This window comes from Williamsia deligens (assembly GCF_024171765.1).
Classification (GTDB): Bacteria; Actinomycetota; Actinomycetes; order Mycobacteriales; family Mycobacteriaceae; genus Williamsia_A; species Williamsia_A deligens.
Genome location: NZ_JAMTCI010000001.1, coordinates 1,180,995 through 1,205,015 on the forward strand (window position 1 = coordinate 1,180,995; position 24,021 = coordinate 1,205,015).

The 24,021-nt window shown below is 70.2% G+C and carries 21 protein-coding genes, 1 tRNA gene and 1 other RNA gene; 11 read left to right on the forward strand and 12 right to left on the reverse strand.

What is annotated here, in order from left to right; all coding sequences use genetic code 11:
* Positions 1 to 19: 19 nt before the first annotated feature.
* From LX14_RS05640 to LX14_RS05655, 4 genes are all read right to left on the reverse strand, one after another.
* Positions 20 to 355: a hypothetical protein gene (locus tag LX14_RS05640; RefSeq protein ID WP_253646275.1), complete on the reverse strand. Its 336-nt coding sequence runs from the start codon at positions 353 to 355 to the stop codon at positions 20 to 22.
* 128 nt (positions 356 to 483) lie between these two features.
* The gene (locus LX14_RS05645; protein WP_253646276.1) at positions 484 to 1,401 is read right to left on the reverse strand and encodes a pseudouridine synthase; all 918 of its coding nucleotides are present in this window, start codon (positions 1,399 to 1,401) and stop codon (positions 484 to 486) included.
* Between the two features lie 6 nt (positions 1,402 to 1,407).
* Positions 1,408 to 1,845: an SRPBCC family protein gene (locus tag LX14_RS05650; RefSeq protein WP_253646277.1), complete on the reverse strand. Its 438-nt coding sequence runs from the start codon at positions 1,843 to 1,845 to the stop codon at positions 1,408 to 1,410.
* Between the two features lie 70 nt (positions 1,846 to 1,915).
* Positions 1,916 to 2,413 carry an OsmC family protein gene (locus LX14_RS05655; RefSeq protein WP_253646278.1) on the reverse strand — a complete coding sequence of 166 codons (498 nt, stop codon included), beginning with the start codon at positions 2,411 to 2,413 and terminating at the stop codon, positions 1,916 to 1,918.
* Positions 2,414 to 2,512: 99 nt separating this feature from the next.
* Here LX14_RS05655 and LX14_RS05660 point away from each other — a divergent pair, with 99 nt between their 5' ends.
* Together LX14_RS05660 and LX14_RS05665 are read left to right on the forward strand one after the other, a co-directional pair.
* Positions 2,513 to 3,913, forward strand: a complete 1,401-nt coding sequence (locus LX14_RS05660) for an FAD-binding oxidoreductase (RefSeq protein WP_253647900.1) — start codon at positions 2,513 to 2,515, stop codon at positions 3,911 to 3,913.
* Between the two features lie 79 nt (positions 3,914 to 3,992).
* Entirely contained in the window at positions 3,993 to 5,261 is a 1,269-nt protein-coding gene (locus tag LX14_RS05665; protein WP_253647901.1) for a class I SAM-dependent methyltransferase, read from the forward strand.
* Between the two features lie 198 nt (positions 5,262 to 5,459).
* Here the strand turns inward: LX14_RS05665 and LX14_RS05670 are convergent, their stop codons facing one another.
* Positions 5,460 to 7,595 (reverse strand): DNA polymerase III subunit gamma and tau, encoded by a 2,136-nt coding sequence (locus LX14_RS05670; RefSeq protein WP_253646279.1) that lies wholly within the window; start codon positions 7,593 to 7,595, stop codon positions 5,460 to 5,462.
* A gap of 9 nt (positions 7,596 to 7,604) precedes the next feature.
* Positions 7,605 to 8,843, reverse strand: coding sequence for a glycosyltransferase 87 family protein (locus LX14_RS05675; RefSeq protein WP_253646280.1), 1,239 nt, complete (start codon positions 8,841 to 8,843; stop codon positions 7,605 to 7,607).
* Between the two features lie 193 nt (positions 8,844 to 9,036).
* On the opposite strand from LX14_RS05675, the gene LX14_RS05680 reads away from it, so the two are divergent.
* Entirely contained in the window at positions 9,037 to 9,861 is an 825-nt protein-coding gene (locus LX14_RS05680; RefSeq protein ID WP_253646281.1) for an SDR family NAD(P)-dependent oxidoreductase, read from the forward strand.
* Here LX14_RS05680 and LX14_RS05685 read toward each other — a convergent pair.
* The 3 genes from LX14_RS05685 to ffs all read right to left on the reverse strand — a co-directional run bounded on the left by LX14_RS05685 (position 9,833) and on the right by ffs (position 12,575).
* Positions 9,833 to 11,152, reverse strand: coding sequence for a glycosyltransferase 87 family protein (locus tag LX14_RS05685; RefSeq protein ID WP_253646282.1), 1,320 nt, complete (start codon positions 11,150 to 11,152; stop codon positions 9,833 to 9,835). The two genes, LX14_RS05680 and LX14_RS05685, sit on opposite strands and share 29 nt — an antisense overlap.
* A gap of 7 nt (positions 11,153 to 11,159) precedes the next feature.
* On the reverse strand, positions 11,160 to 12,437 hold the full coding sequence (locus tag LX14_RS05690; RefSeq protein WP_253646283.1) for an aspartate aminotransferase type Ic: 1,278 nt from the start codon (positions 12,435 to 12,437) through the stop codon (positions 11,160 to 11,162).
* Positions 12,438 to 12,480: 43 nt separating this feature from the next.
* An RNA gene (ffs, locus tag LX14_RS05695) (signal recognition particle sRNA small type) lies at positions 12,481 to 12,575 on the reverse strand.
* Between the two features lie 96 nt (positions 12,576 to 12,671).
* Here ffs and LX14_RS05700 point away from each other — a divergent pair.
* The 3 genes from LX14_RS05700 (at position 12,672) to LX14_RS05710 (ending at position 14,326) form a co-directional block, all read left to right on the forward strand.
* A tRNA-Ser gene (locus LX14_RS05700) sits at positions 12,672 to 12,760 on the forward strand.
* 136 nt (positions 12,761 to 12,896) lie between these two features.
* Entirely contained in the window at positions 12,897 to 13,406 is a 510-nt protein-coding gene (locus tag LX14_RS05705; protein WP_253646284.1) for a DUF6764 family protein, read from the forward strand.
* A gap of 161 nt (positions 13,407 to 13,567) precedes the next feature.
* A complete protein-coding gene (locus LX14_RS05710; protein ID WP_253646285.1) occupies positions 13,568 to 14,326 on the forward strand; it encodes a hypothetical protein in 759 nt (252 codons plus the stop codon).
* Positions 14,327 to 14,375: 49 nt separating this feature from the next.
* On the opposite strand, the gene LX14_RS05715 is transcribed toward LX14_RS05710, so the two are convergent.
* On the reverse strand, positions 14,376 to 15,641 hold the full coding sequence (locus tag LX14_RS05715; protein ID WP_253646286.1) for a DUF7373 family lipoprotein: 1,266 nt from the start codon (positions 15,639 to 15,641) through the stop codon (positions 14,376 to 14,378).
* Between the two features lie 96 nt (positions 15,642 to 15,737).
* On the opposite strand from LX14_RS05715, the gene LX14_RS05720 reads away from it, so the two are divergent.
* From LX14_RS05720 to LX14_RS05740, 5 genes are read left to right on the forward strand one after another with little or no spacing between them, the layout of a single operon-like run.
* On the forward strand, positions 15,738 to 17,564 hold the full coding sequence (locus tag LX14_RS05720; protein WP_253646287.1) for a dynamin family protein: 1,827 nt from the start codon (positions 15,738 to 15,740) through the stop codon (positions 17,562 to 17,564).
* Entirely contained in the window at positions 17,561 to 19,018 is a 1,458-nt protein-coding gene (locus LX14_RS05725) for a GTPase (RefSeq protein WP_253646288.1), read from the forward strand. Before LX14_RS05720 ends, LX14_RS05725 begins: the two co-directional genes overlap by 4 nt.
* On the forward strand, positions 19,015 to 20,760 hold the full coding sequence (locus tag LX14_RS05730; RefSeq protein WP_253646289.1) for an Hsp70 family protein: 1,746 nt from the start codon (positions 19,015 to 19,017) through the stop codon (positions 20,758 to 20,760). Before LX14_RS05725 ends, LX14_RS05730 begins: the two co-directional genes overlap by 4 nt.
* Entirely contained in the window at positions 20,757 to 21,128 is a 372-nt protein-coding gene (locus tag LX14_RS05735) for a hypothetical protein (protein ID WP_253646290.1), read from the forward strand. Before LX14_RS05730 ends, LX14_RS05735 begins: the two co-directional genes overlap by 4 nt.
* On the forward strand, positions 21,121 to 21,663 hold the full coding sequence (locus LX14_RS05740) for an RNA polymerase sigma factor (protein WP_253646291.1): 543 nt from the start codon (positions 21,121 to 21,123) through the stop codon (positions 21,661 to 21,663). The genes LX14_RS05735 and LX14_RS05740 overlap by 8 nt, the downstream gene beginning before the upstream one ends.
* Positions 21,664 to 21,672: 9 nt before the next feature.
* Here LX14_RS05740 and LX14_RS05745 read toward each other — a convergent pair whose 3' ends face one another.
* Positions 21,673 to 23,208 (reverse strand): HNH endonuclease signature motif containing protein, encoded by a 1,536-nt coding sequence (locus tag LX14_RS05745; RefSeq protein ID WP_253646292.1) that lies wholly within the window; start codon positions 23,206 to 23,208, stop codon positions 21,673 to 21,675.
* A gap of 83 nt (positions 23,209 to 23,291) precedes the next feature.
* Positions 23,292 to 23,921, reverse strand: coding sequence for a TetR/AcrR family transcriptional regulator (locus LX14_RS05750; RefSeq protein ID WP_253646293.1), 630 nt, complete (start codon positions 23,919 to 23,921; stop codon positions 23,292 to 23,294).
* Positions 23,922 to 24,021: the final 100 nt, after the last annotated feature.

The following is a 24,021-nucleotide window of genomic DNA, read 5'->3' on the forward strand; positions in this document are numbered from 1 at the left end:
AGTGCGCGGCGGCGACAGGTCAGCAGACGAGGCGCTCGACGTGGTCGGCGATGTCGGCGAGCGTCATCCCGTCGGCGGGTTCCACCACGAACGACAGCACGTCGGCGCCTCCGAAGATCCGGGCGGCGCGCGGGGTGAGCGCGAACTCGAAGCGGTCGTCGACCCGTCGCCAGTCGTCGATCCCGCCGGGCAGCGGCGCCGACACCCCGGTGGTCAGGTGGTAGGTCGGCGCGGTGTCGGTGACGACCGCGGGCAGGTCACGCTGGATCTGGAAGCACTCGCCGCTCTCGGTGTCGAGGAAGACGACGGCCTCCACCCCGTGCCGCTCGAGGCGGTCGTACGACGCGACGATCACCCGCCCATCGTCGCACTGTGCCCGGCAGACCACCGCGAGCGTGCACTCGAATCGTCGCGTCCTGACGAAGTGCACGCTCGGCGCTCAGTTTGTGCACGCTCGGCGGCGAGTTTGTGCACGCTCGGCGGTCAGCGGGGCGACGTGAACTCCCGACGGCGACCGGTGATCGGATCGTCGAAGGCCAGTCGGTGCGCGACGAGCCGCAGCGGCCGGGAGAAGTCGCCGTGGTCGGGCAGGGCGGCGAGGTCCGGTCGGACGTCGGGATAGAGCGGGTCGTCGACGATGGGCACGCCGAGCCGGGCCATGTGCAGGCGCAGCTGATGGGTCCGACCGGTCAGCGGCAGCAGCCGGTACAGCGACGTCCCCACCTCGGGCCCCGGGCCGAGCACCTCGATCCGGGAGCGGGCGTTGACCGGCCCGTCGACGACTCGGGCACGCAGATCCCCGGCCGTCTTCTCGATCCTGTCGGCGACATCGCACGGCAACGACAGGCCGTCCGGTGGCGACGGCGCGAGCGCCCGGTACTCCTTCTCGACGCGACGGTCGGCGAAGAGCTCCTGGTAGGGCCGTCGCACCTCGGGTCGGCGCGTGAACAGCAGGACTCCGGCGGTGAGCCGGTCCAGGCGGTGCGCCGGGCTCACCGCGTCGTCGTCGAGGAGACGACGCAGGCGCACCAGTGCCGTCTGCGACACGTGGGCACCGCGGGGCATCGTCGCCAGGAAGTGCGGTTTGTCGACCACGACGATGTCGTCGTCGAGGTGCAGGACGGTCAGCTCGAACGGGACCGGCGTCTCGACGGGGAGATCCCGGTACATCCACAACGGCTGGCGGGCGGGCACCGGGTCGTCGGCGCGGAGCGGCCGCCCGGCGCCGTCCACCACCTCACCGTCGGCGAAGCGGGCCAGGATCGCCTCGTCGCCCAGGTCCGCGAGCGACGGCGCGGCTCGCAGGGCGTCGACGGCGAGAGCATCGACGCGCGGGACGATCCGGGTCGCGTCCACGCCGTCCCGCGCGGGCAGCGGCACCGGCCGCCGCCGACGGGACATCGCCCGCTACTTCTCCAGGCGCGACTTGAGGTTGCCCAGCAGCGCGGCCTGGATGCGGTTGAGGCCCTTGGGCGCGAAGGTCTTCTCGAAGAACCCGCCGATGCCGCCGGCGCCCTGCCACGACGTCGTGGTCGACACGGTCGAGCCCGATCCGCTCGGCGTCACGGTGTAGGTGGTCACCATCGTCGAGTTCGCGTCGGTCTCGGTGATCGTCGAGCCCTGGACGGCGACGGTGGCCTTCACGTTCCGTGAGCGCTTCTTGGTCGCCTGCAGCGTCCACTGCGCGACGGTCCCGCTCCCGGTCTTGCCCTCGAGCACCTGGTAGTCGAGGTACTGCTCGGGAAGGATCTGCGGGCGCACGGTCGCGTAGTCCGCCAACGCCGTCAGCGTCGCATCGGGCGCGGCCGCGATGTCGATCGACTGGGTCGCGGTCACCTGTGCCACGTCGTCACTCCTGGGTCGTCTCGGATGGATGTCGGCATCGAGGGTACGGCGACCGGGACGCGCGGGCGTCTCAGCCCCGGCGCACCGCGACCGGGACGCCGAGCGTCTGCGCGACGACGCAGTACCGCTCGGTCAGCTCCAGCAGCTTGGCCACCTTCGCGTCGTCGGCGTCGGTCTCGAAGGTGAAGGTCAGGCCGACGTCGTACATGCCCACCGGCGCCTCACGGTCGATGCCGAGGGTGCCGCGGGCGTCGAAGGCACCGTCGGCGCGGACCGCGACGTCACGCACGTCGATCGACATGGCCGTCGCGACGGACCGGAACGTGACCCCCGCGCAGCCCACCAGCGCCTGCAGGAGCATGTCGGCCGAGCACGCGTCGCTGCCGTCGCCGCCGGTGGTCGGGTGGAACCCGGCGCGCACCGGCCCGGCCCAGGTGTCGACGGTCGCGGTGATCCCCGCGTCGGCGAACAACCCGTCGGCGTGCACGTGGGCGACCGCGGCCGACGGGTCCGTCTTGTAGGTGTCCTTGAGCGGCTTCTGGAGTTCGCGCAGCGAAGAGGCATCCATGCCCCGATGCTCCCACGGGGTCCGCCGCGCACCCGCGCGCGAGGGGTCCTAGGCTCATCGGTGATGACTGCTGACGACTCCGGTGCGGCCGGGCGGGAGATGGGCTGGGACGCCTTCTCCCGCGGAGTCGACACACTGCAGGCGAGCTACCGGGCGATACCGCCGGAGGCGACCGTCCGTCTGGCGAAGAAGACGTCGAACCTCTTCCGACGTCGTGCCGCCAACCCCCACCCCGGTCTGGACGTGTCCGGCCTCGACGCCGTGATCGAGGTCCACCCGGACGACCTCACCGCCGACGTCGCGGGCATGTGCACCTACGAGGACCTCGTCGCCGCGACCTTGCCGTACGGCCTCGCACCGCTCGTGGTCCCGCAGTTGAAGACCATCACCCTCGGCGGCGCGGTCACCGGTCTCGGCATCGAGAGCACGTCCTTCCGCAACGGCCTCCCGCACGAGTCGGTCCTCGAGATGGACATCCTCACCGGCAGCGGCGACATCGTCACCGCGAGCCCCGACGGCCCCGAGTCGGCGCTCTTCTTCGGGTTCCCCAACTCCTACGGGACGCTCGGGTACGCGACGCGTCTGCGGATCCGGCTCGAACGGGTCCAGCCCTACGTCGAACTGCGGCACGTGCGGTTCACCGACGTCGACGAGCTGCAGGCCACGATGGACGCGATCGTCACCAGCCGCACCCACGACGGCGAGCCCGTCGACTATCTCGACGGCGTCGTGTTCTCCGCGACGGAGAGCTACCTGACGCTCGGCCGTCGCACCGACGTCGCCGGCGCGGTGAGTGACTACACGGGCTCGCAGATCTACTACCGGTCGATGCAGCACGCGGCCGCGCACACCCCGCTCCGGGACCGGTTGACCATCCACGACTACCTGTGGCGCTGGGACACCGACTGGTTCTGGTGTTCGCGGGCGTTCGGGGCGCAGAACCCCCGGATCCGCCGTCTGTGGCCGAAGCGCCTGCTGCGCAGCAGCTTCTACTGGAAGCTCATCGCGCTCGACCATCGTTTCGACATCGCCGACCGACTCAACGCGCGCAAGGGTCTGCCCGCGAACGAACGCGTAGTGCAGGACATCGAGGTGCCGATCGAGCGCACCGCGGAGTTCGTCACCTGGTTCCTGGATAACATCCCGATCGAGCCGATCTGGTTGTGTCCGTTGCGTCTCGCCGACCCCGGTCCGCCCGGGTCCGACCCTGTGCGTCCCTGGCCGCTGTACCCGCTGGAACCGCGGCGGACCTACGTCAACGTCGGCTTCTGGTCGGCGGTGCCCATCGAGCCCGGCGCTCCCGAGGGCCGCGCGAACCGTCTGATCGAGACGATGGTGTCGAAGCTGGACGGTCACAAATCCCTGTACTCCGACGCGTTCTACGACGAGGCGGAGTTCGACGAGTTGTACGGCGGCGACGCCCTTCGCCTCCTCAAGAAGCAGTACGACCCCGGGTCGCGACTGCTCGGCCTGTACGCGAAAGCAGTGAGAAGACAGTGATGGTGACCCGATGACCACATCCCGCGAACGCGCGCGTACCGACCACCCGAACGCCCGCGCACTGCTCGACGCCCCGCGGATGACCCTCGCCCAGATCGTCGAGTCCATCGCCGGAGGCGATCTGCGGGTCCGCGTCACCGCCTACGACGGGAGCACCGCCGGGCCGCAGGACGCGGAGTTCGGTCTGGATCTCGTGTCGCCGCGCGGGACGACCTACCTCGTCACCGCGCCCGGCGATCTCGGGTTGGCGCGCGCCTACATCGCGGGCGACCTCCGTCTGCACGGCAGTCCTCCCGGTGACCCCTACGACGCGTTGAAGGCGTTGTCGGACACCGTGAGTTTCCGCCGTCCCGACGCGTTGACCCTGGCCACGATCGCCCGCTCGCTCGGGCGTGAGCACTTCAAGCCGATCGCCCCGCCCGCCCAGGAGGCGCTGCCGCGGTGGCGCCGGATCGCGGAGGGGTTGCGCCACAGCAAGACCCGGGATGCCGAGGCCATCCATCACCACTACGACGTCTCGAACACGTTCTACGAGTACGTCCTCGGGCCGTCGATGACCTACACCTGCGCCTGCTACCCCGAGCGGGACGCGAGCCTGGAGACCGCGCAGGACAACAAGTACCGGCTCGTGTTCGAGAAGCTCGGCCTCAAGGCCGGCGACCGTCTCCTCGACATCGGGTGCGGCTGGGGCGGAATGGTGCGCTACGCCGCCCGCCAGGGTGTGCACGCGATCGGTGCGACGCTGTCCGCGGAGCAGGCGGCCTGGGCGCAGAAGGCGATCGCCGACGAGGGACTCGCCGAGTTCGCCGAGGTGCGTCACAGCGACTACCGCGACATCACCGAGAGCGGTTTCGACGCGGTCTCCTCGATCGGGCTCACCGAGCACATCGGCGTCGCGAACTATCCGTCGTACTTCGGGTTCATGCACGACAAGGTGAAGCCCGGCGGGCTGATCCTGAACCACTGCATCACCCGGCCAGACAACAAGGGCAAGCACAAGGCCGGCGCGTTCATCGACCGCTACGTCTTCCCCGACGGCGAACTCACCGGCTCGGGCACCATCATCAGCGCCATCCAGAACCTGGGTGGGCTCGAGGTCATGCACGAGGAGAACCTCCGCGAGCACTACGCGATGACGCTGCGTGACTGGAACCGCAACCTGGTGGAGAACTGGGACGCCGCGGTCGCGGAGGTCGACGAGTCGACCGCGCGGCTCTGGGGTCTGTACATGGCGGCGTGCCGGATCGGGTTCGACCGCAACGTCATCCAGCTGCACCAGGTGCTCGCGGTCCGCCTGCACGACGACGGGTCGAACGGCCTGCCGCTGCGTCCGTGGTGGAGCGCCTGACCCGGGGCCTCTGACCCCAGGCGTCTGGCCTCAGCCGCCGGCACCCCCGCCGAGCGTGCCGAAACTCGCCGCCGAGTGTGCCGACACTGGTCGCCGACCGTGCCAGAAATCCGCGGCGAGTCAGCGCTCACGCAGGTTCGGCCCACTCGGCGAGGGGTTTTGGCACGCTCGGCGCAGTAGGTCGGGGGTACCCGTCGGTCAGTCGATGCGGCGGGCGCCGAGCTCGGACTGCAGCAACTCCAGCGCCAGCGTGTCCGGGTCCTGGTGGGGGTCCGGATCGCTGTCGCGGGCGTCGGCGATCATCTCGTCGCGTTCGGCCTCACTGAGGTCCTCGTCGGCGACAGGCGGCCCGGGTTCCGGCGCAGGCTCCTCCGGCGGCGGCTCGTCACCCGCCGACACAGCCGGGGAGGGCTTGTTCCGCCGGGTGTAGGTCGGCGTCGTCGCGGCTTTGGCCGGCTTGCCGCCCTGGGGTGTGGGCGGTGCCGCGTCCGCGGGCATGTGCACGCAGCGCATGCTCCACTCGCCGCCGAAGATCGACCCCATCGCTGTCCCGACCGCCGCGGACGCGCGTGCGTCCGACAGACGCGCGACGAGTGGTGCGGTGTCGTGGCTGATCACCAGCGTCGACCCCTCGACGGCACGGACCACCGCCGCCGACAGCATCACCTGGATGACCTTGTCGCTCTCGCCGACCTTCGCCCGGACATCGCTCCACGCGGCGCGCACCGCATCGATGTCGACGGACGGCCCGGCAGCGGGTTCGGCCTGCTGTGCGGGTTCCGGCTCGGGCTCAGGTTCGGGCTCTGGATCAGGCTCCGCGGCCGGCTCGGGCCCCGGATCGAACTCCGGTTCCGGCTCGGACTGCACGACCGGCTCGGGCTCCCGCTCCGGCTCGGGCTCGACGGCCGGCGCTGCCTGGGGCTCCGACTCCGGCTCCGGCGCAGGGACCGGCTCCGGCTCGACGGCCGGGACCGGTGCGGGAGCAGCCGCGTCAGGTTCGGGCTCGGGGGCGGGGACCTGCTGCGACCGGCGGACGAACCGCGATCCGGCCTCCGACGAGTCCACCGACGCCGGGGGCGCGGTCACCGGGGCACTCGGGGCCTGCACCGAAACGCTCGGCGACGGGCCATCGGCCGCAGACGCTGCCCGCGCGGGCGGAGCGGCGACAGCCGGTGCGCCACCGGCGAGCTGGGCCTCGATGCGTTCGAGGCGCTGCAACAGTGCCGATTCCTCGTCGGAAGCGGCCGGAAGCAGCATCCGCGCGCACATCACCTCGAGCAGAAGGCGCGGTGACGTGGTGCCGCGCATCTCGCCGAGTGCTGCGTGCACGGTCTCCGCATAGCGGGTGAGCGTCGCGGGTCCGATGCGGGCGATCTCCTCCCGCAGGTGTTCCAGCTGTTCGCCGGGTGCCTCGACCAACCCACGCTCGGCGGCGTCGGGCACGGCCTGCAACAGGATCAGGTCGCGGAAGCGCTCCAACAGGTCGACGGCGAACCGACGGGGATCGTGACCGGCGTCCACGAGGCGCTCGACGGCGGAGAACAACGACGCGCCGTCCCCGCCGGCCAGGGCGTCGACGGCGGCGTCGATGAGGGCGACGTCGGTGACGCCGAGCAACGTCAGCGCGCGGGCGTAGGTGACGCCGGTGTCGTCGGCGCCGGCCAACAGCTGGTCCAACACGCTGAGCGAGTCACGGGGCGAGCCGCCGCCCGCGCGGATCACGAGCGGGAACACCAGCGGGTCGACGGTGACGCCCTCCCGGGCGCAGATCGACTCGAGCAGACCGCGCATCACCGGCGGCGGAAGCAACCGGAACGGGTAGTGGTGCGTCCGCGACCGGATCGTCGGCAGCACCTTCTCGGGTTCGGTGGTGGCGAACACGAAGATCAGGTGTTCCGGCGGCTCCTCGACGATCTTGAGCAGCGCGTTGAAGCCGGCCGTCGTGACCATGTGCGCCTCGTCGACGATGAACACGCGGTAGCGCGACTCGGCGGGTGCGAAGAACGCGCGGTCGCGGAGTTCACGGGTGTCGTCGACACCGCCGTGGCTCGCGGCGTCGAGCTCGATGACGTCGAGGTTGCCGGGCCCTCCGGGTGCGAGCGCCACACACGACGAACAGACCCCACACGGTGTCGAGGTGGGGCCCTGCACGCAGTTCAGGGAGCGCGCGAGGATCCGCGCCGACGACGTCTTGCCACAGCCGCGCGGTCCGGAGAACAGATAGGCGTGGTTGATGCGACCCGAATCGAGCGCGCGGCAGAGCGGCTCGGTCACATGTTCCTGGCCGATGACCTCGGCGAATGTCGACGGTCGATACGTCCGGTACAGCGCCACGGGTAGAGACTACCGGCGGACCCCGACGCTCTCCCGGCCCGTCACGGCAGCCTGTGGACGGCGCTGTCGACGGGCATACACCACGATCGTGACCACGGCCGTCACCGCGAACGCCCACAGGTACGGCTGGGCCGCGAACCACTTCAGCGCGGGATGGACGGGGTTCATGAACATGCCGATCCCGTAGAAGGGCCGCAGGGCTCCCACACCCTCGGGCGCGAAGAACTTCCAGATGAACGCGTCGAGCACGACGGCGAGCGGGGCGACCACGAGTGCGGCGGCCGCGAGACGACGGCCCTGTGCCCACGCCCGCAGGACGAGGTCGATCGCGATCACGAGGAGCGGGACGAACCACACCCAGTGATGGCCCCACGAGAACGGCGACACCGCGGTGGTGGTCATGCCCGTCAGCGTCAGCGCCAGGAGGGCGTTGCCGTTCCGGTGCGCGAGCCAGGCCGCGGTCAGCCCGAGCCCGGCGGCGGCCAGGCACAGGAGGATCCAGAGGACCGGGTTCGGCTGGGCGTCACCGAGCGAGATGGCCAGGGCGCCCCGCAACGACTGGTTCGCGGGGTTGAGGTTCGCCCCGACGCGCTGGGAGTCGAAGACCTTGTCGGTCCAGAACATCCACGACTGGCGGGGGATGACGGCGAAGCCCAGGGCGACGGTCCCGACGAACGTCGTGACGGCGACGGCAGCTGCACGCCACTGGCGGGTCACGGCGAGGTGGACGACGAAGAAGGCGGGTGTCAGCTTCACGCCCGCGGCGAGACCCACCGCGAAACCCCGGGCCCGTGATTCGGTGCCCCGCATCAGATCCCACAGGATCGCCGCCATCAGGAAGATGTTGACCTGGCCGTACCAGATGGTGGTCCGCACGGGCTCCAGCACCGACGCGACCGCCGCTGTCGCCACCGTGAGCAGCATCAACGTGACACCGGGCCGATGACCCAACCGGCGGAAGCTCATCCACACGACCCACAGCAGGGCCGCCAGCTCCAGTCCCGTCCAGACCCCGATCGCGACGTCTCGGCTCAGGAGGGCGAACGGCGTCAACACGATCGTCGAGAACGGCGGGTACGTGTACTCGAAGCGGCCGAGGACGGTCCCGTCGTAGATGGGCAGTCCGTGGAGGAGGCGGGCTGCACCCGCGCGGTAGACCCTCAGGTCGACCTGGTTGTCGAACAGCCCGAACACCCTGGCCGACAGGGGGATGTAGCGGTACTGGACATACAGTGCGAATCCGGTCACGAGCACCAACAGCACCCGGAACGTCGTGTGTCGGGGCAACACTCGGGCACCTGGGGTGGTCACGGAAACGAACTCGGCTCGATCGGGGGACTCGGGCGTCTGTGATGCTATAGCCAGACGCGCCGATCGCGGCCCGTGCACCGCTGGAACCCCCGCTCGAACCCCCGCTCGAGCCCACCGTCAGGAGTTCACCATGCCCGCTGTCCTCGTCACCGGAGCCGGGCGCGGCATCGGGCTCGCGACCACCCGGCGTCTGGCCGTGGCCGGGATCACCGTCTACGCGGGCGCCCGATCGCAGACGCAGCGCGACGAGCTCGCGGCAATCGACGGCGTCGTCCCCGTCGAGCTCGACATCACGTCCGAGGCGCATGTCGACGCACTCGTCGAGAACCTGCCCGAGCGTCTCGACGGGCTGGTGAACAACGCCGGTGTCGCGATCCACGGGCCGATCGAGGCGCTGTCCCGCGCCGACGTCGACCGCCAACTGCAGATCAACGTCGCCGCCCAGGTGGCTGTCACCCAGGCTGCGCTACCGCTGCTGCGCCGTGCGCGCGGTCGGATCGTGTTCGTGTCGTCGGTCAGCGGTCGTGTGGCGACGCCGGGCACCGGGATCTACTGCGCGTCGAAGTACGCCGTCGAGGGACTGGCCGACGCGCTGCGCATCGAGCTACGCCCGTGGCGGATCGGCGTCTCGCTGGTGGAGCCCGGACCCACGCGCACCGACATGTGGACCGGCGTGTTCGACGACTTCGACGCCGCGACCGCGGCGATGAGCGAGGAACACCGGCAGCTGTACCGCCCACAGCTCACCGGGATGCGTCGACTGCTCCCCGCGATGCAGCGCAGTGCCGTCGACCCGGATGTGGTCGCGCAGCGGATCGAGCACGCCCTGACCGCCCAGCGTCCGCGGCGGCGTTATCTGTGCGACACGGCCAGTCGGGCGCAGGTGGTCAGCACGCTCCTCACGCCCGCCGCGGTCACGGACCGGATCATCTCGCGGGTGACGCGGTCTCGCTGACCCGGGCGTCGACCGCCGCGACGTCGCGCGGTCGACGCAGGGTCACCAGCGTGACCACCGCGGTCACGACCAACACCCAGACGTACGGCGCGAGGGTGAACCACCGCAGCCAGTCGATGCCGTACTTGAAGAACAGGCCGGTGTAGAGCGCATACGGGTGGTCGGTCCCGACGTAGATCATCGGGCCGTCGATGCGGGTCCGCCAGGCGAACGACGTCAGCACCAGAGCGACAACACCGACCCCCGCCGCGACGGCGACGGTCCGCCGACCGTCGAGCAGGTGGTGCACGCCGATCACCAGCAACGGGACGAACCAGACCCAGTGATGTCCCCACGACATCGGCGACACCGCGCACGACGTCATCCCGACGAGGGTGACGGCGAGCAGTTCCTGGCCGCATCGATGGGCGCGGTGCGCGGCGGCGAACCCCAGCACGCCGACGACCGCCGCGAGCACCACCCACAGCAGGGTCGACGGCGAGTCCGTGCGGCCGAGGTTCGCGATGAGACCCCGCAGGGACTGGTTGCCCGCGGTGTCCGGGTCGCCGACGCGGTCGGAGTCGACGAATGTGCCCGTCCAGTACTTCCAGGAGTCGCCCGGCAGGACGGCGAACGCGACGGCGATGGTGCCGAGGAAGCCGGCGAGGCTGGTCATCGCGGCGCGGGTCCGGCGCGTCATCAGCAGGTAGACGGTGAAGATCAGCGGCGTCAGCTTGATCCCCGCCGCGATCCCCGCGCCGAGACCCCGCGCGCGAGACCCCCTGCGTCGCAGCAGGTCCGCCAGGACGACAGCCATGAGGAACACGTTGACCTGACCGAACCAGATGGTGCTGCGTACCGGCTCGAGCATCGTCGACACCGCGACGAGTGCGATGGCGACCACACGCAGCCGCCAGGTGACGTCCCGGCCGAGTGCACGGAAGGACGCGACGATCACCCAGTACAGCGCCGCGAACACCAGTGCGGTCCAGAGGATCCGGGCGACGAGGAACGGGACCGCGGCGAACGGGGTGAACACCAGCACCGAGATGGGTGCGTAGGTGTAGTCCATGTGACCGAGCAGCTTGGCGTCGTAGAGGTTCCCGCCGTCGAGGACCGTCTGCGCTCCGGCGCGGTAGACGTCGAGGTCGAGCTGGTTGTCGAACAGCCCCCAGAACGGCTCGTCGAACGCCGTGATCAGGTGTTGCAGCCAGATCGACACCAGACCGAGCACCACGAACGCGACGAGCACGACGCCCCGGACATCACGCGGTGGTCGAGTACCGGCGAGCGGCTCCCCGACTGTCGTCACGGCGGACTCAGTCCTCGTGGGCGGTGAGCAGGCTGTCGGCCGCGGCGAGCAGAACGCAAGTCGCCACACCGTCCATCGCCGTCTCGAGGTCGTCGGTGCCCGGGAACGTCGGCGCCAACCGGATGTTGCGATCGTGCGGATCACGCTTGTACGGGAACGTGGACCCCGCCGCGGTCAACGCGATCCCGGCGTCCTTCGCGAGATCGATGACGCGCGATGCCGTCCCGTCGAGGACGTCGAGGCTGACGAAGTAACCGCCCTCCGGTTCGGTCCACGACGCGACCTTCGACGCGCTCAAGCGGTCGTCGAGGATGGAGTTGACCAGCGCGAACTTCGGCGCCAGCAGCTCACGGTGGCGCTTCATGTGTGCGCGCACCCCGTCGGCGTCACCGAAGAAGCGGAGGTGGCGGAGGTGGTTCAGCTTGTCCGGACCGATGGTCGAGACCGACTGGTTATCCTGGTGCCAGGCCAGCGTCTGCTCCGAGGCGCCGAGGAACGCCACGCCACCACCGGCGAACGTGATCTTCGACGTCGATCCGAACACGTAGGGACGGTTGGGCACCCCGGCGTCGGCAGCCATCTCGAGGATCGGCAGCGGGGTCAGGAACTCGTCGGTCAGGGTGTGCACCGCGTAGGCGTTGTCCCAGTAGATGCGGAAGTCCGGTGCCGCGGGCATCGACAGCAGTGCACGCAGGACGTCCTCGGTGACCGTGACGCCGGTCGGGTTCGAGTACATCGGCACCAACCACATGCCCTTGATGGACGGGTCGGCGGCGGTCAGCGCCGCACACTGGTCGACGTCGGGCCCGGTGGGCAGCATGTCGACGACGATCATCTCGATGCCGAGCTTCTCGCAGATCGCGAAGTGCCTGTCGTATCCCGGTGCGGGACAGAGGAACTTGACCGTTTCCCGCGACCACGGACCGTCGGAGTCGGGTGTGCCGTGCAGCAACGCCTCGACGGTGAGGTCGTACATGATCTCGAGGCTGGAGTTGTTGGCGGCGACGAGGTTGTCCGTCGGCACGCCCAGCAGCTCGGCGAAGACCGCCCGCAGGTCCTTCAGTCCCGCCAGACCGCCGTAGTTGCGGCAGTCGGTGCCGTCCGGCGCACGGAAGTCGTCGCCGGGGAGGGAGAGCAGCGGCGCCGACAGGTCCAGCTGGTCGGGCGCGGGTTTGCCGCGGGTGAGATCGAGGGTGAGGCCGGCCGCGAGGAGCTCGTCGTAGCGGGTGGTCAGCTCGTCGCGGGTGGCGCCCAGTTCGGCGGCACTCATCGAGTGGAAGTTCACGCTGACCTCTCACCGGCGGCTGCGGCCGGTCGATCCCGGGAAATTAAGGGGACCCCGCGCACCCGAGAGAGCCCGTTGACCCTTGCTGTCTTCCGACCCTGGGGGAGTTCACAGGATGCACGCCGCGCGGGATCCGTGGCCAAGTGTAGACGCCCCGCCGCTGCCACCCGAATCCATCCTCTGACCTGGTGCGTTGTGTCGGTCGCCGCGGGCGCGGCTACTATCTTCCCCACTGGAGGATTCGCCTAGTGGCCTATGGCGCTCGCCTGGAACGCGGGTTGGGTTAACAGCCCTCAGGGGTTCGAATCCCCTATCCTCCGCCACACCTCTCACGGCTCGGTCACCCACGGTGACCGGGCCGTGGTCGTCTCGTGACCCCTCTGTGACCACCGTGGGTCTCGGCTGTGTCGGCCCGTGACGACCATGGCGGACACGCGTCGATCCAACAGAGGGGTTCACATGTCCGTCACCACACGTCGTATCGCCGCCACCGGCGCATTCACCCTGTTCGCCGGTGCGGGGATCGCATTCGCCGCGGCTCCCGCCTCCGCCGCACCTCTGGCCTGCCCGGCACTGCCGAACCAGACGTCGGTCACGGACAACTGCTCGGCGACCTCGTCACCCACCGGCACCTCGGCCGGCATCGGCGACACGAAGGGCGCCGCCTCCGCGAACGCCAAGGCGAACGGCCTGTCGTTGGCGATCGGACTCGGCGGCGGCAAGGCCACCTCGCAGGCGCAGAACTTCGCGGCGCCGGCGGCGATCGCCAACGGCAAGGGCGCCGTCGTCGACCTCACCGGCGTGAAGCCCGGCCTGGCGATCGGTATCGCGGGCCCCGGCGCCACCGTCACGGTGACCGGCACCTCCGCGGCCACCTGCACCGGCGGGCAGGGCTTCGCGGGTGACTTCCAGACGTTCTCCGGATGCATCAACTTCGGCAACGGATCCATCCCGCTCGGCAACCGCTGACCCGTTCATCAGGGGCGGTTCTTCCTGTGACCAGGGGGAACCGCCCCTGATGCATGTCCGTGGAAAGTTTTCCTCCCGCCGGGAACCTTTCGCGTCGTCGACCGCATCCAACGCTGTGACCGACCGGAGACCACTTCGGTCGCCGACACACGGAGGCACCGATGACCACGCGCAACTACGACACCAACCACGACGGCCGCACCGATGTCCGCCTCACCGACACCAACGGTGACGGCCGCGCCGACATCGAGGAGAAGGACACGAACTTCGACGGGCGCGTCGACGTCAAGCTCACCGACACCGACGGGGACGGCCGGGCCGACATCAAGCAGACCGACACCGACCACGACGGACGCTTCGACCGCACCGTCCGCGACACCGACCACGACGGACGGGCCGACAGCACGGGCGTCGGCGGGACGTCGGTGACGACCACGTCGGACACGACCGGCGGCAGCGCGACGACCTCCGACTCGACCTCGTCCTCCAGCTCGAGCTCGTCCTCGTCCTCGTCCTCAGCCCACGCCGACAGGTACGGGATCACCCACACCACCGACTCCCGCGGAGACGCCGTCGTCCTCATGGACACCGACCGCGACGGCCGCACCGACATCAAGCTCTGGGACACCGACCACGACGGCAAGGCGGACGTCACCACCGCCGACACCGACCACGACGGCAAGGTCGACATCACCATGTGGGACACCGACCACGACGGCTACTACGACACCGCGCAGACCGATCGGGACGGCGACGGCACGGGTGACCACACCTTCTCGGTGCACATCGCCTCGTCGACGATGCCCGAGGACACCTCGTCGGACAGCTACTCCTCCGGCAGCGACAGCTACTCCGGGCACGACAGCTACTCGGGCAGCGACAGCCACAGCTCGGGCGCGTACGACCACTACGGGGCCTGAGATGCGAGGTCGGCCGGCCCGGGACCCCACGCCCGGGCCGGTCGGCCGGTCAGTTCGCGTTCTGGTCGGCCTGGGTGAGGACGAGATATTGCGCCGAGATCTGTTGCGCCGCGGCTGTTGCCGATTCGTCGTTGCTCTCCCCGACGTACCGACCCACGACGACGACGCAGGAGTTCTGGGAGCCGGAGCTCGCGTCGCGGGTGAGACACGTGGCGATGGGCAGTCCTCGTGGCGAGGGCGCCCTGGTCCACCCGGAGGCCAGGGACGACGTCACCAGGGTGTCGCGCAGACGCTCGGCGGCGGTCCCCGTCGACGCGCGGTACACCGAGGTCAGCCAGTAGGCGTTGTGCTCCGCGCCGGCCGCCGTCAGCGCGCGGAACACGGTGTCGGGGGATCCGCTGATGTGCGCGATGCCGCGAGGCCCGTACACCGCGCGATCGGTCCCGTTGACGGCGTCCGCCTTGGGGTTCGGGAGCGCGTAGATCAGGATGCGGTTGGCGTCGACCTGCGCAGACGGCGTCCGACCCCCGTTCTGGGAGCGGGTGGGCGTCTTGGGGAACCGGTCGAGCAACGGCACCTGGAGCGCCAGCGCCTTCTGGATCGCCGGCACCTGGCGGGGCTCCTCCGCCGGAGGTGTGGAGGACCAGGTGTAGACCACGTAGTCGTTGTGGGCGGTGAACGCCGACAACGACGTGTTGGGGTCCTTGTCCTGGAACCGCACCCCGGGCACCCGGACGCCGACCGTGTCCGGTGCACCGGGGATCGTGACCCGCGTGGCCCCCGCCTGGCGCGCGAACGCCGTCGACATCTGTTGCGCGGCAGTGGTCGCCGTGGCGGGATCGGCGTACCGGATCACCATCTCGATGACCGTGCGGCTCGGATCGGTCTGCCGCAGGGTGGGCGTCGACGCCGCCGAGACGAACCCGGCGAGGAACTTCTCGTTCGCCGGCACGAACGCCGCCTCCTTGCCGACGACGGCGGAGATGTTGGCACGACTACGGATGATCTCCGTGGGAAGGACGGTCCTCGTGGCATCGCTGTCGATCTCGAAGGGCACCACCGTGAACTCCGCCATCCGCTGGCCCTCCACCGGGACGATGTCGTCACCGGTCACGGCGGCGAACGGCCGCGACGGGGTCTTCTGGTACGTCCCGGTGTCCAGGGCTGCGATGTCGACCTCGCCGGACGGGACGGCCGAGGACGAGGGCGCACCGGAGTCGGTGGCGCTGCCGGAGCGGCCGCCCTCCCCGCAGGCCCCGCACAGCAGTGCCGCCGCGGTCACCGCGCAGGCCAGCCGCACTACCCTCATCCGCATGTCGCCTCCTGCCGACGTCGCCTCGGGGCGGGCCCCCGTCTCGGTGGTCGACGTCTGGTTCGCGGGCAACAGTCAATCAGATCGGTCAGGTGTCCGATGAGTCATGAGTCCGCCACCGCCGCCCCCGACGGGGTCGAATCGGTGATCAGCGCGGCGTCGTCGGTGCTGCGCGCGTACCGCCTCGGGGACATCGCCGACCTGGCGGCCCGCAAGGCTGCGCGCGAGAGCCAGCGGCGCACCGTCGTCGTGGTCGGCGAGGTTGCCCGCGGCAAGAGTTCGCTGGTCAACGCCCTGGTGGGGCGGCGCGACCTGTGCCCTGTCGGGGTGGACGCCACCACCACCGTCGCGATCGGTGTGGTGCCGACGGACGACCCCCCGCTCGACGGCACCGCCGAACTGCTCTTCGCCGACCGTGCCGAGCAGGTGCCGTTGAGCACCCTGGCCGACTGGGCCACCACCGGCGGGTCCCACGTCACCGATCCCCGCACGCCGTCCCTCCCGACCAGCGCCAGCATCCCCGTCACCGACACCGCCCTGCCCGGCGTCACGATCGTCGACACCCCGGGCGTCGGTGGGCTCGACCCGGCGATGGCCGCGCTGGCGACGCAGACGGCGCAGACCGCGTGCGTCGTCGTCGTCGTGTGCGACGCCTCGAGTCCCCTCACCGCTCCGGAGATGGCGTTCATCCGTGAGGCCGGCGCCTCGGTCGACTCGCTGATCGTCGCGGTGACCAAGACCGACAAGCACCTGCGCCGGTGGCGGGCCATCGTCGACGACGACCGCCGACTGCTCACCGAACACCTGCAGCGCGACATCACCGTCGTCGGTGTGTCCAGCCTGCGGGCCTCGCTCGCCCGCGACATGCCGACCGGCCCCGATCGTGATCGCGCGGAGGAGGCGTCCGGCATCGTCGCCCTCCGATCGCTCGTCCTCGATCGTCTCGACGCCGCAGCGGGTCTGCCGGCCGCGGACGCTCTGCGCACCCTGCGCGAGGGGCTCGTCCGTGTCCGGACCCAGGTCTCCGCCGAGCGGGACGCCATCGACGGCCGCGGCGCGACGGTCCCCGACCTCACCGCGAAGCTCGACGAGCTCAACGCTTTCCGTGAGCAGAGCCGCGAGTGGGAGCAGTTCCTCGCCCGCGATCTCACCGAGCTGCGACAGAAGGCCATCGAGGACAGCGACCGGCGCCTGGAGGACATCCGCCGGCGGTGGACCGAGCGCATCACGAAGAGCGGCATCGCCGTGCTCCGTCGCAGCCCACAACAGTTCACCGCAGAGATGCAGTCGGAGCTGGAGGTGGCTCTGGCGGAGACGATCTCGGGATTCCTGCAGAGCCTGTACACGACGGTCGTCGAGCCGCGGTTCGCCTCCGACGCCGTGTGGGAGCAGATCTGCGGACGGATCGTCGAGTCGATGGCCGGCCCCCGGATCGATGCCCCGCCCGTGGGCAGTCGCAAGCAGGGTCTCTTCGACCCGACGTTGCTGAACATGGGCGTGATGGGGTCGTCGGTGATCGGCGGGATGGTCGGCCTGTCCGCCGTCCTGGGCGTCGGCGCCGTCGTCGGGACCCTCTGGGTCGGCGTGAATCTCGGGTTCCGCGCGATGCGCACCGGGAAGTCGAACCTGCTGTCCTGGTTGCGGGAGACGCTCGCGACCACGAAGACGGTGACAGCCCGGCTGCTGGAGATGGCCATCGCGCAGGCCCGCCCCGAGATCGTCGTGCGCCACCGCGAGTACCTCCGGGTGTCCATCGAGGACCTGCAGCGTCAGATCACCGTCGCCCGGGAGTCCGCCACCGCCGACGCCTCGCGTCGGGAGAAGGACCTGGCGCGCGTCACGTCCAACCTGGAGATCATCGGCAAGCGCCTCGTCGAGGTCGAGACAGCGCTCGGCGCGCTCGCACCGGCGGGAGCGCTCCGATGACCGGGGTCGGGATCGATCCCGTGCACGCTGCACTCGACCGTGGTCTGCACGCGCTCGCCGCCATCGGGGGCGATCTCGTCGAGCACGCGAACGCGATCGGCGCGACACTGTGGGCGCCACCGCGTCTCGTGGTGGTCGGCCGGCTGAAGGCGGGCAAGTCGACCCTGGTGAACGCGATCGTCGGCGCACCGATCGCGGAGACCGCGGCCCTGGAGGCGACGAGGGTCGTCGCGGTGTACTCCGACGGTCAGCCGTCGCGCGCCGAGGTCGTCGCGCTGGACGGCACCCGCATGCCGGTCCCGTTGGGGCCCGGGCACGTCCGCGAACTGCCCCTGCCCGACGAGGAGATCGCCTACCTGCAGCGGTGGCTGCCGTCGGCCGCGATCCGCGACCTCACCTTCGTCGACACCCCCGGACTGGCGACGCTCACCGCACGGAACGACCGCGCGACCCGGCGGGTGCTCATCGACGGCGTGGAGCAGACGCGCGCTGCGTCGGTGGACGCCGACGCAGCCGTCTTCCTGTTCGACGCGACACCCCGCCAGGACGAGCTGGATTTCCTGCGGAAGCTGCCGCTGTCGCCGCTGAACACCATCGGGGTCCTCTCCCGCGCAGACGGTTTCGCCGAGGGCGCCCTCGGACGACGGGACCCGATGCAGCATGCCGCCGAACACGCCCGCCACCTCGCGTCCCGCCTCGCGGGGACCGTCGCGACGGTGGTGCCCGTCTCGGGACTGATGGCCCAGACCGCGCGGACGGGTGCGGTGTCGGAGGCGGACGCGCGGGCGTTGGCCGCGCTCGACGGGCTGCCCGCCCTCGACCTGGTCGAACTGCTCGAGTCCGACGCCCCCGGGCCTGTGTCGCCGGAGACGCGGGATCGACTGCTCGATCTCGTCGGCGAGTACGGGATGATCCACGGACGCACCGTCGCCGGCCGGGGCGCCGCCGCACTCACGGCCTGGCTCGATTCGACGTCGGGCATGGCCGAGCTCATGAGCGTCGTGCGGTCGTCGTTGCGGGAGTACGCGGTGCTGAACCGGGCCCGACGGGTACTCGACCAGATCGAGGCGTTGGCGTGGTCGCATCCCGACCGCGACCGCATCCGGGGAGTTGTCCACGAGGTGCGATCCGATCCGGTGATGCTGCGCGTCGCGCTGCTGCGGGACCTGCAGAACGTCCTCACCGCGGATCCGACAGCGCTCGTGGCCGACGATCTGCGGACGCTCCTGGTCGGCCGCACGCCCGCAGCACAGGTGGGGCTCTCGCCGGACGCCCCGGACCACGAGGTACGCCGGGTGGCGCGTGACCGCGCCGCCGAGGTGGGTTCGCGAGCACTGGCCTCGGCGAGCGCCGCCGAGGACGCCGCGATCGTCGACGTGGTGCGCGCCTACACCGCCATCGCGAGCGGACCGGGCGCCGGCCCCGCACAGTCATACGGGAGGATGCAGCCATGAGCACGGGGAACTGGCTCCTCAGCGTCGATTTCGGGACCTCCAACACGGCGGCCGCGCATTCGGCTGCGGTGAGCGGTGCGACAGAGACACTCCCGCTGTCGCACACCTCCAACGTGATGCCGTCGGGCGTGTTCGTCGCCGGACCGGACCGGATCGCCGTCGGCGACCATGCACTGGATGAGGCTCAGCGGTTCCCCGCCGGGTTCCTCCCCGCCCCCAAGAGGCTCGTCGGCCAGGGTTCGGTGTCGGTGAACGGCGTCGACCTGCCGACGTGGCAGCCGGTGGCGGCCATCTTCCGCACGGTGTTCTCGCGCGCCGCCGCGGTCCACGCGGGGCAGATGCCGGAGCGGCTGGTGCTCACCCATCCCGAGGCGTGGTCGCCCGCCCAGGTCGACGTCCTCCGGCAGGCCGCTGCGGCAGCGGGGATGGATCCGGCCGCGACGGTCACCGTCTCCGAACCGCGAGCTGCAGCAGCACATTACGCACGCGGCAACCGGGTCCCGCCGGGTGGCCGCATCGCGGTGTTCGATTTCGGTGGCGGCACACTCGACGTCGCCGTGCTCGGGACGGACACGGACGGCGGGTTCGAAGTGGTCGCGGCGCGGGGCGACAACGCGTTGGGCGGCAAGACACTCGACGCCACCGTGCGCAGCTGGGTGATCGAGCAGCTCGATGCGCGCGATCCCGACCTGTCCACCGCGCTGCGGTCGCCGGTGGCGCGACGCGCGCTGGACGAGTCGATCCGCCGTGCCAAGGAGTTCCTGTCGGAAGCGCCGTCGGCCACGATCAGCGTCTCGGGCGACGGCGTCGCCGAGACCCTCCAGATCACGCGCGACGAGTTCGAGGAGTTGATCGCCGACCCCGTCGCGGCCGCGGTGCGGTTGGCGCGGGCGGTGTTCGACGACGCCGGCGTGTCCGCCGAGAACCCGCTGTCCGCGATCTTCCTGACGGGCGGCACGTCCCGGGTTCCCCTCGTCCAGCGCGCCCTGCAGGATCTCGGTCCCGTCGCCACCCTCGACGATCCGAAGACCGTGGTCGCCCGCGGCGCGATCGCTGCCGTCACCACAGCGGGTCGTCAGCCGTCGATGCCTGCCGCCGGCGATCTGCTCACCCGGTGGGACACGGCGCCGACGCCGGCCGCGCGCGCCGACGACCAGCCCCAGCGTCGTGGCCGACGGCCGCTGATCGCTGCGGGTGTCGCGGCCGTGCTGGTCGTCGCCGCGGTGGTGACGGCGGTGGTCCTGACCCGCGGCGGTTCCGACGAGAACCCCTCGGCAGGGGGCGCATCACCGTCGGCGGCCGCGTCGTCGTCGGTCGCGTCGGCGACCACCGCGGAGCAGGTCCAGGCCGCACTCCCCGACCGCCTGCGGGGGTCGCTGCGCGGGTGCACGCAGAGTTCGGCGATGGTGGGCAGCCCGTTCGCGATCACCTGCAGCATCGACTCGTCGAGCGGCCTGGTCACCGGCCTGCTCGACAGCAGGGCCCGCATCATCCTGGCCGTGGACGACGGCAACGCCCGCCGCGACGTGGTGCGGATCCGTCAGGGCGCCGGGGCTTCTGCCGACGACGTGCTGGTGGAGAACACCGCACGGACAGCCGCGGCCACCATCAGTCAGGACCCCGGGTCGTCGGCGACGATCATGTACGCCGGCTCCGCCAACGGCATCCGGATGTTCCTCACCGGCGTGCTCGGTGCCACGGAGGGCAAGACCTTCCTCACCCGATCGGAGTTGATCCAGTGACCGATCCCGACGAACCGGTGCTGCGCGGCCTCGCGCTGACCGACACCGTCCCGGACGACGTGTGGACGCGAGCGCTGTCGGTCGCGTTCGATCCGGACGCCCACGCGGCGGACGCGTCGGTGGTGCCGACGATGGACGACGCCGGCGACCTGCCGGACACCGCCGACGACAGCGATGTCGGGATCGTCCACCACGCCGGTCACGACGACGGCGCTCACGAGGGACACGACGCGATCGACCTGGGTGGCCACGAACACGACGGGGTCCACGACGACGAGACGCATCACGACACCGGCGCGCACGACATCGATCACGGACACGACGACGGCCCCGGTCACGATCCCCATGATTCGGGGTGGCATGTCTGACGCGGCGACGCTGATGGCCGCCCGGACCGGCGACCAGCAGGCGTTCGCGCAGTTGGTCGGCGAGCACCGCAACCACATCTGGGCGGTGTGTGTGTCGATCACGGGGAACGCGCAGGACGCCGAGGACGCGCTGCAGGAGACGTTGATCTCGGCGTGGCAGCACCTCGACCGCTTCCGGGGTGACGCGAAGTTCGGGACGTGGCTGCACCGCATCGCCGCGAACTGCGCACTCGCCGTGGTGCGGCGGCGGAAACCGAACACCGACACCGTCGACTTCACCGACACGGAGCGTCCCGTCGTCCTGGTCGACACCGCCCCCGCTGTCGACGAGCGCGTCGCGCGTGAGGATCAGGTGCGGGCTGCGCTGGCGACGCTGTCGGAGGACTTCCGCGAGGCGATCGTGTTGCGGGAGTTCGGCGATCTCAGTTACGAGGACATCGCGACCCACCAGGGGGTGGGTGTGCAGACTGTTCGGTCGCGGCTCAATCGTGCGCGCAGCCAACTCGCCGCGGCGCTCGCGACGTCCGACGCATAGTCGGGTCCTTCAGCACTCGGCGAATCCGTACGCGGACGGATGGATTCCCGGGACGGTACGGACATCGATGACCGTGATCGGCGGCGGGATGGTCTCGCGCAGAATGGTTCTCAGACCATGCTCGACCGCGGACTCGACATCCGGTGGTGCGTGGTCGGCGAGTATCTGATCCGGTCGGTGCAGATGGTTGGTGCGGGGTGGATCGGTGGTGCCGTTGGCGGTCCATCCGAACTTTCCGCGGTCGGGGCCCTCGGTGATCTTGCGGGTCTGCCATCCGCCGGGTCTGTCGTGGACGGCGCGGTTGTGGGGTCCGCAGGCTGGGGCGAGGTCGGTGATGTCGGTGTTGCCGCCTTGGGCCCAGTCCTGTTCGGCGTGATGGGCCTCGGTGTGGGAGAACGGCGCCGGGCAGCCGGGCATGGAGCAGCCACCGTACTGGGCGAACGTCATGAACCGTTGCGCCTCCGAGGCCAGGCGGCGGCTGCGGCCGTAGAACAGGGCTTCGCCGGTGATGTCGTCGAACACGGCCAGGTGCATCTGGGCTTGCGCGGCGAGTTTGATGATCTCGCTCATGGGCAGGTCGGTCCCGGTCGCGGTGTGCCCGATCCCCGCGCGCTCGCGGAGTTGGGTGTCGGTGATGGAGATGATCAGGTGCGGCGGCAACCCACGGTGGGATTTACCGAGCAGCCCGCCGTCCGCGGCGGCACGCAGCAGCGCGTTCAGTGCGTCGTGGTTGCGCTGCGGCTGCGACCGCGAATCCCGTTCTGCCGCCGCTGTGAGTGCGTCGGTGTCGATGCCGGCGTCATCGACCCCGCCGCGCGGTGAGGCCTCGTCGTCGGGGTTGTTCATGCCCGGCTTGGCCCACTTCGCCAACACCACCTCGAACAACGCCCGCGTGACCGGATCGAGATTCCCGCGCAGCTTCGACATCAATTGCGGGTCCTGGTTGCCCAACGACAGCGACCGCTGCCGGGCCCGATCACGATCCGACGGTTCCTCGCCGTCGGGGTCGAGGTGGGCGAGCAGCCGCGCCCCCGCGCGGTGAATGTCCTTCGGCGAGTGATGCCGAGCGATCTCAGCCATCTGCTCCTCGGCCTTCTCCCGCACCTCCGGCGGTGTCGCGGCCGGGACCTTGTCCATCACGCCCAGTACCGCATCCACGTGCTCGTGGGTGAGGTCGCCGTCGGCCATCGCCGCCGCGGTCTCGGGGCACTTCGCGGGCAGTTTCTCGCCGGTCACCGAGTGCATCTCCGACAGTGCCAGCACCTGCTTCAACCGCCGCTTGGGGTTCGGCACCCGCAATCGTTCGGCCACGAACTGCGTCAGCGTCGAGCACTGCACCGACGTGTGGGCATCACGATCGCTCACATCGAGAATGCGTCGCAGCCCGATCGACCCCATCGTGCGGACCGCACGCTCATGCGTGATCGCCAACTTCGCGACCTCCGCCTCGGAGCACGAGTCGGACGTCGTGGCAGCAATACGATCCAGGAGCTGTTCCAGCGCAGCGTAATCCGCGATCAGAGAATCCTCGACGACGTCACTCACGATGCACCTCCCCCAGCTACAGCGACACCTCCATCATAGAACAGGCGTACGACATTCGCAAGGGTGTTCGAACGCGAACAGGGCTACCGGCGGCTTCTCTCGACGTAGCGGGCGACCATCGTGGCGACGGCCTCGTCGACCACCTGGCCGACACGCTCAGCGGACACCGTCCACCCCGACACCAGCAACGCCGGCCAGAAGACGTAGTTCGAGATCATCCCCAGGAACTGGGTCGCGGCGAGGTCCGGGTCGTCGAGATCGAGTCCACCGGAATGCTTCTCGGTCACCAGGTATCGGCGGACCGATTCGAAGTAGGGCAGTTTGCCGCGCGTGAACTGTGCATCGGCGAGGTCGGGGAATCGTGGGAGTTCTGCGATGACGATGCGGAAGAGGTCGACCATCTGCGGACGGAGCAGCAGGTCGGCGTAGCGGCGCCCGATGGTCGTCAGGCCGGCGGCGAGGTCGCCGGGAGGCGGCGCTTCGTCGTCATGGTCGGTGGACCACGCCTCGCCGACGATGGCCTCGAACAGCGCGGCTTTCGTCGGGAACTGCTTGAACAAGGTGGCCCGAGAGACGCCCGACTGGGTGGCGATGCGGGCCAGGGAGGTCCTGTCGTACCCCAGCTCGAGGAACAGGTCCGTCGCCGCCTGCACGATGACGGCGCGCTTCTCCTCAGCCACACGCTGGTGGTACGTCGAGACGGCCTTGGTCACCTCGCCACCTTATGAGGTGAGTGGCTTGACTCACCTCACTGCCCGGCCTACCGTCGTCAATGGTGAGTCACCGGGCTCACCACTACGACAGGGAGAGCAA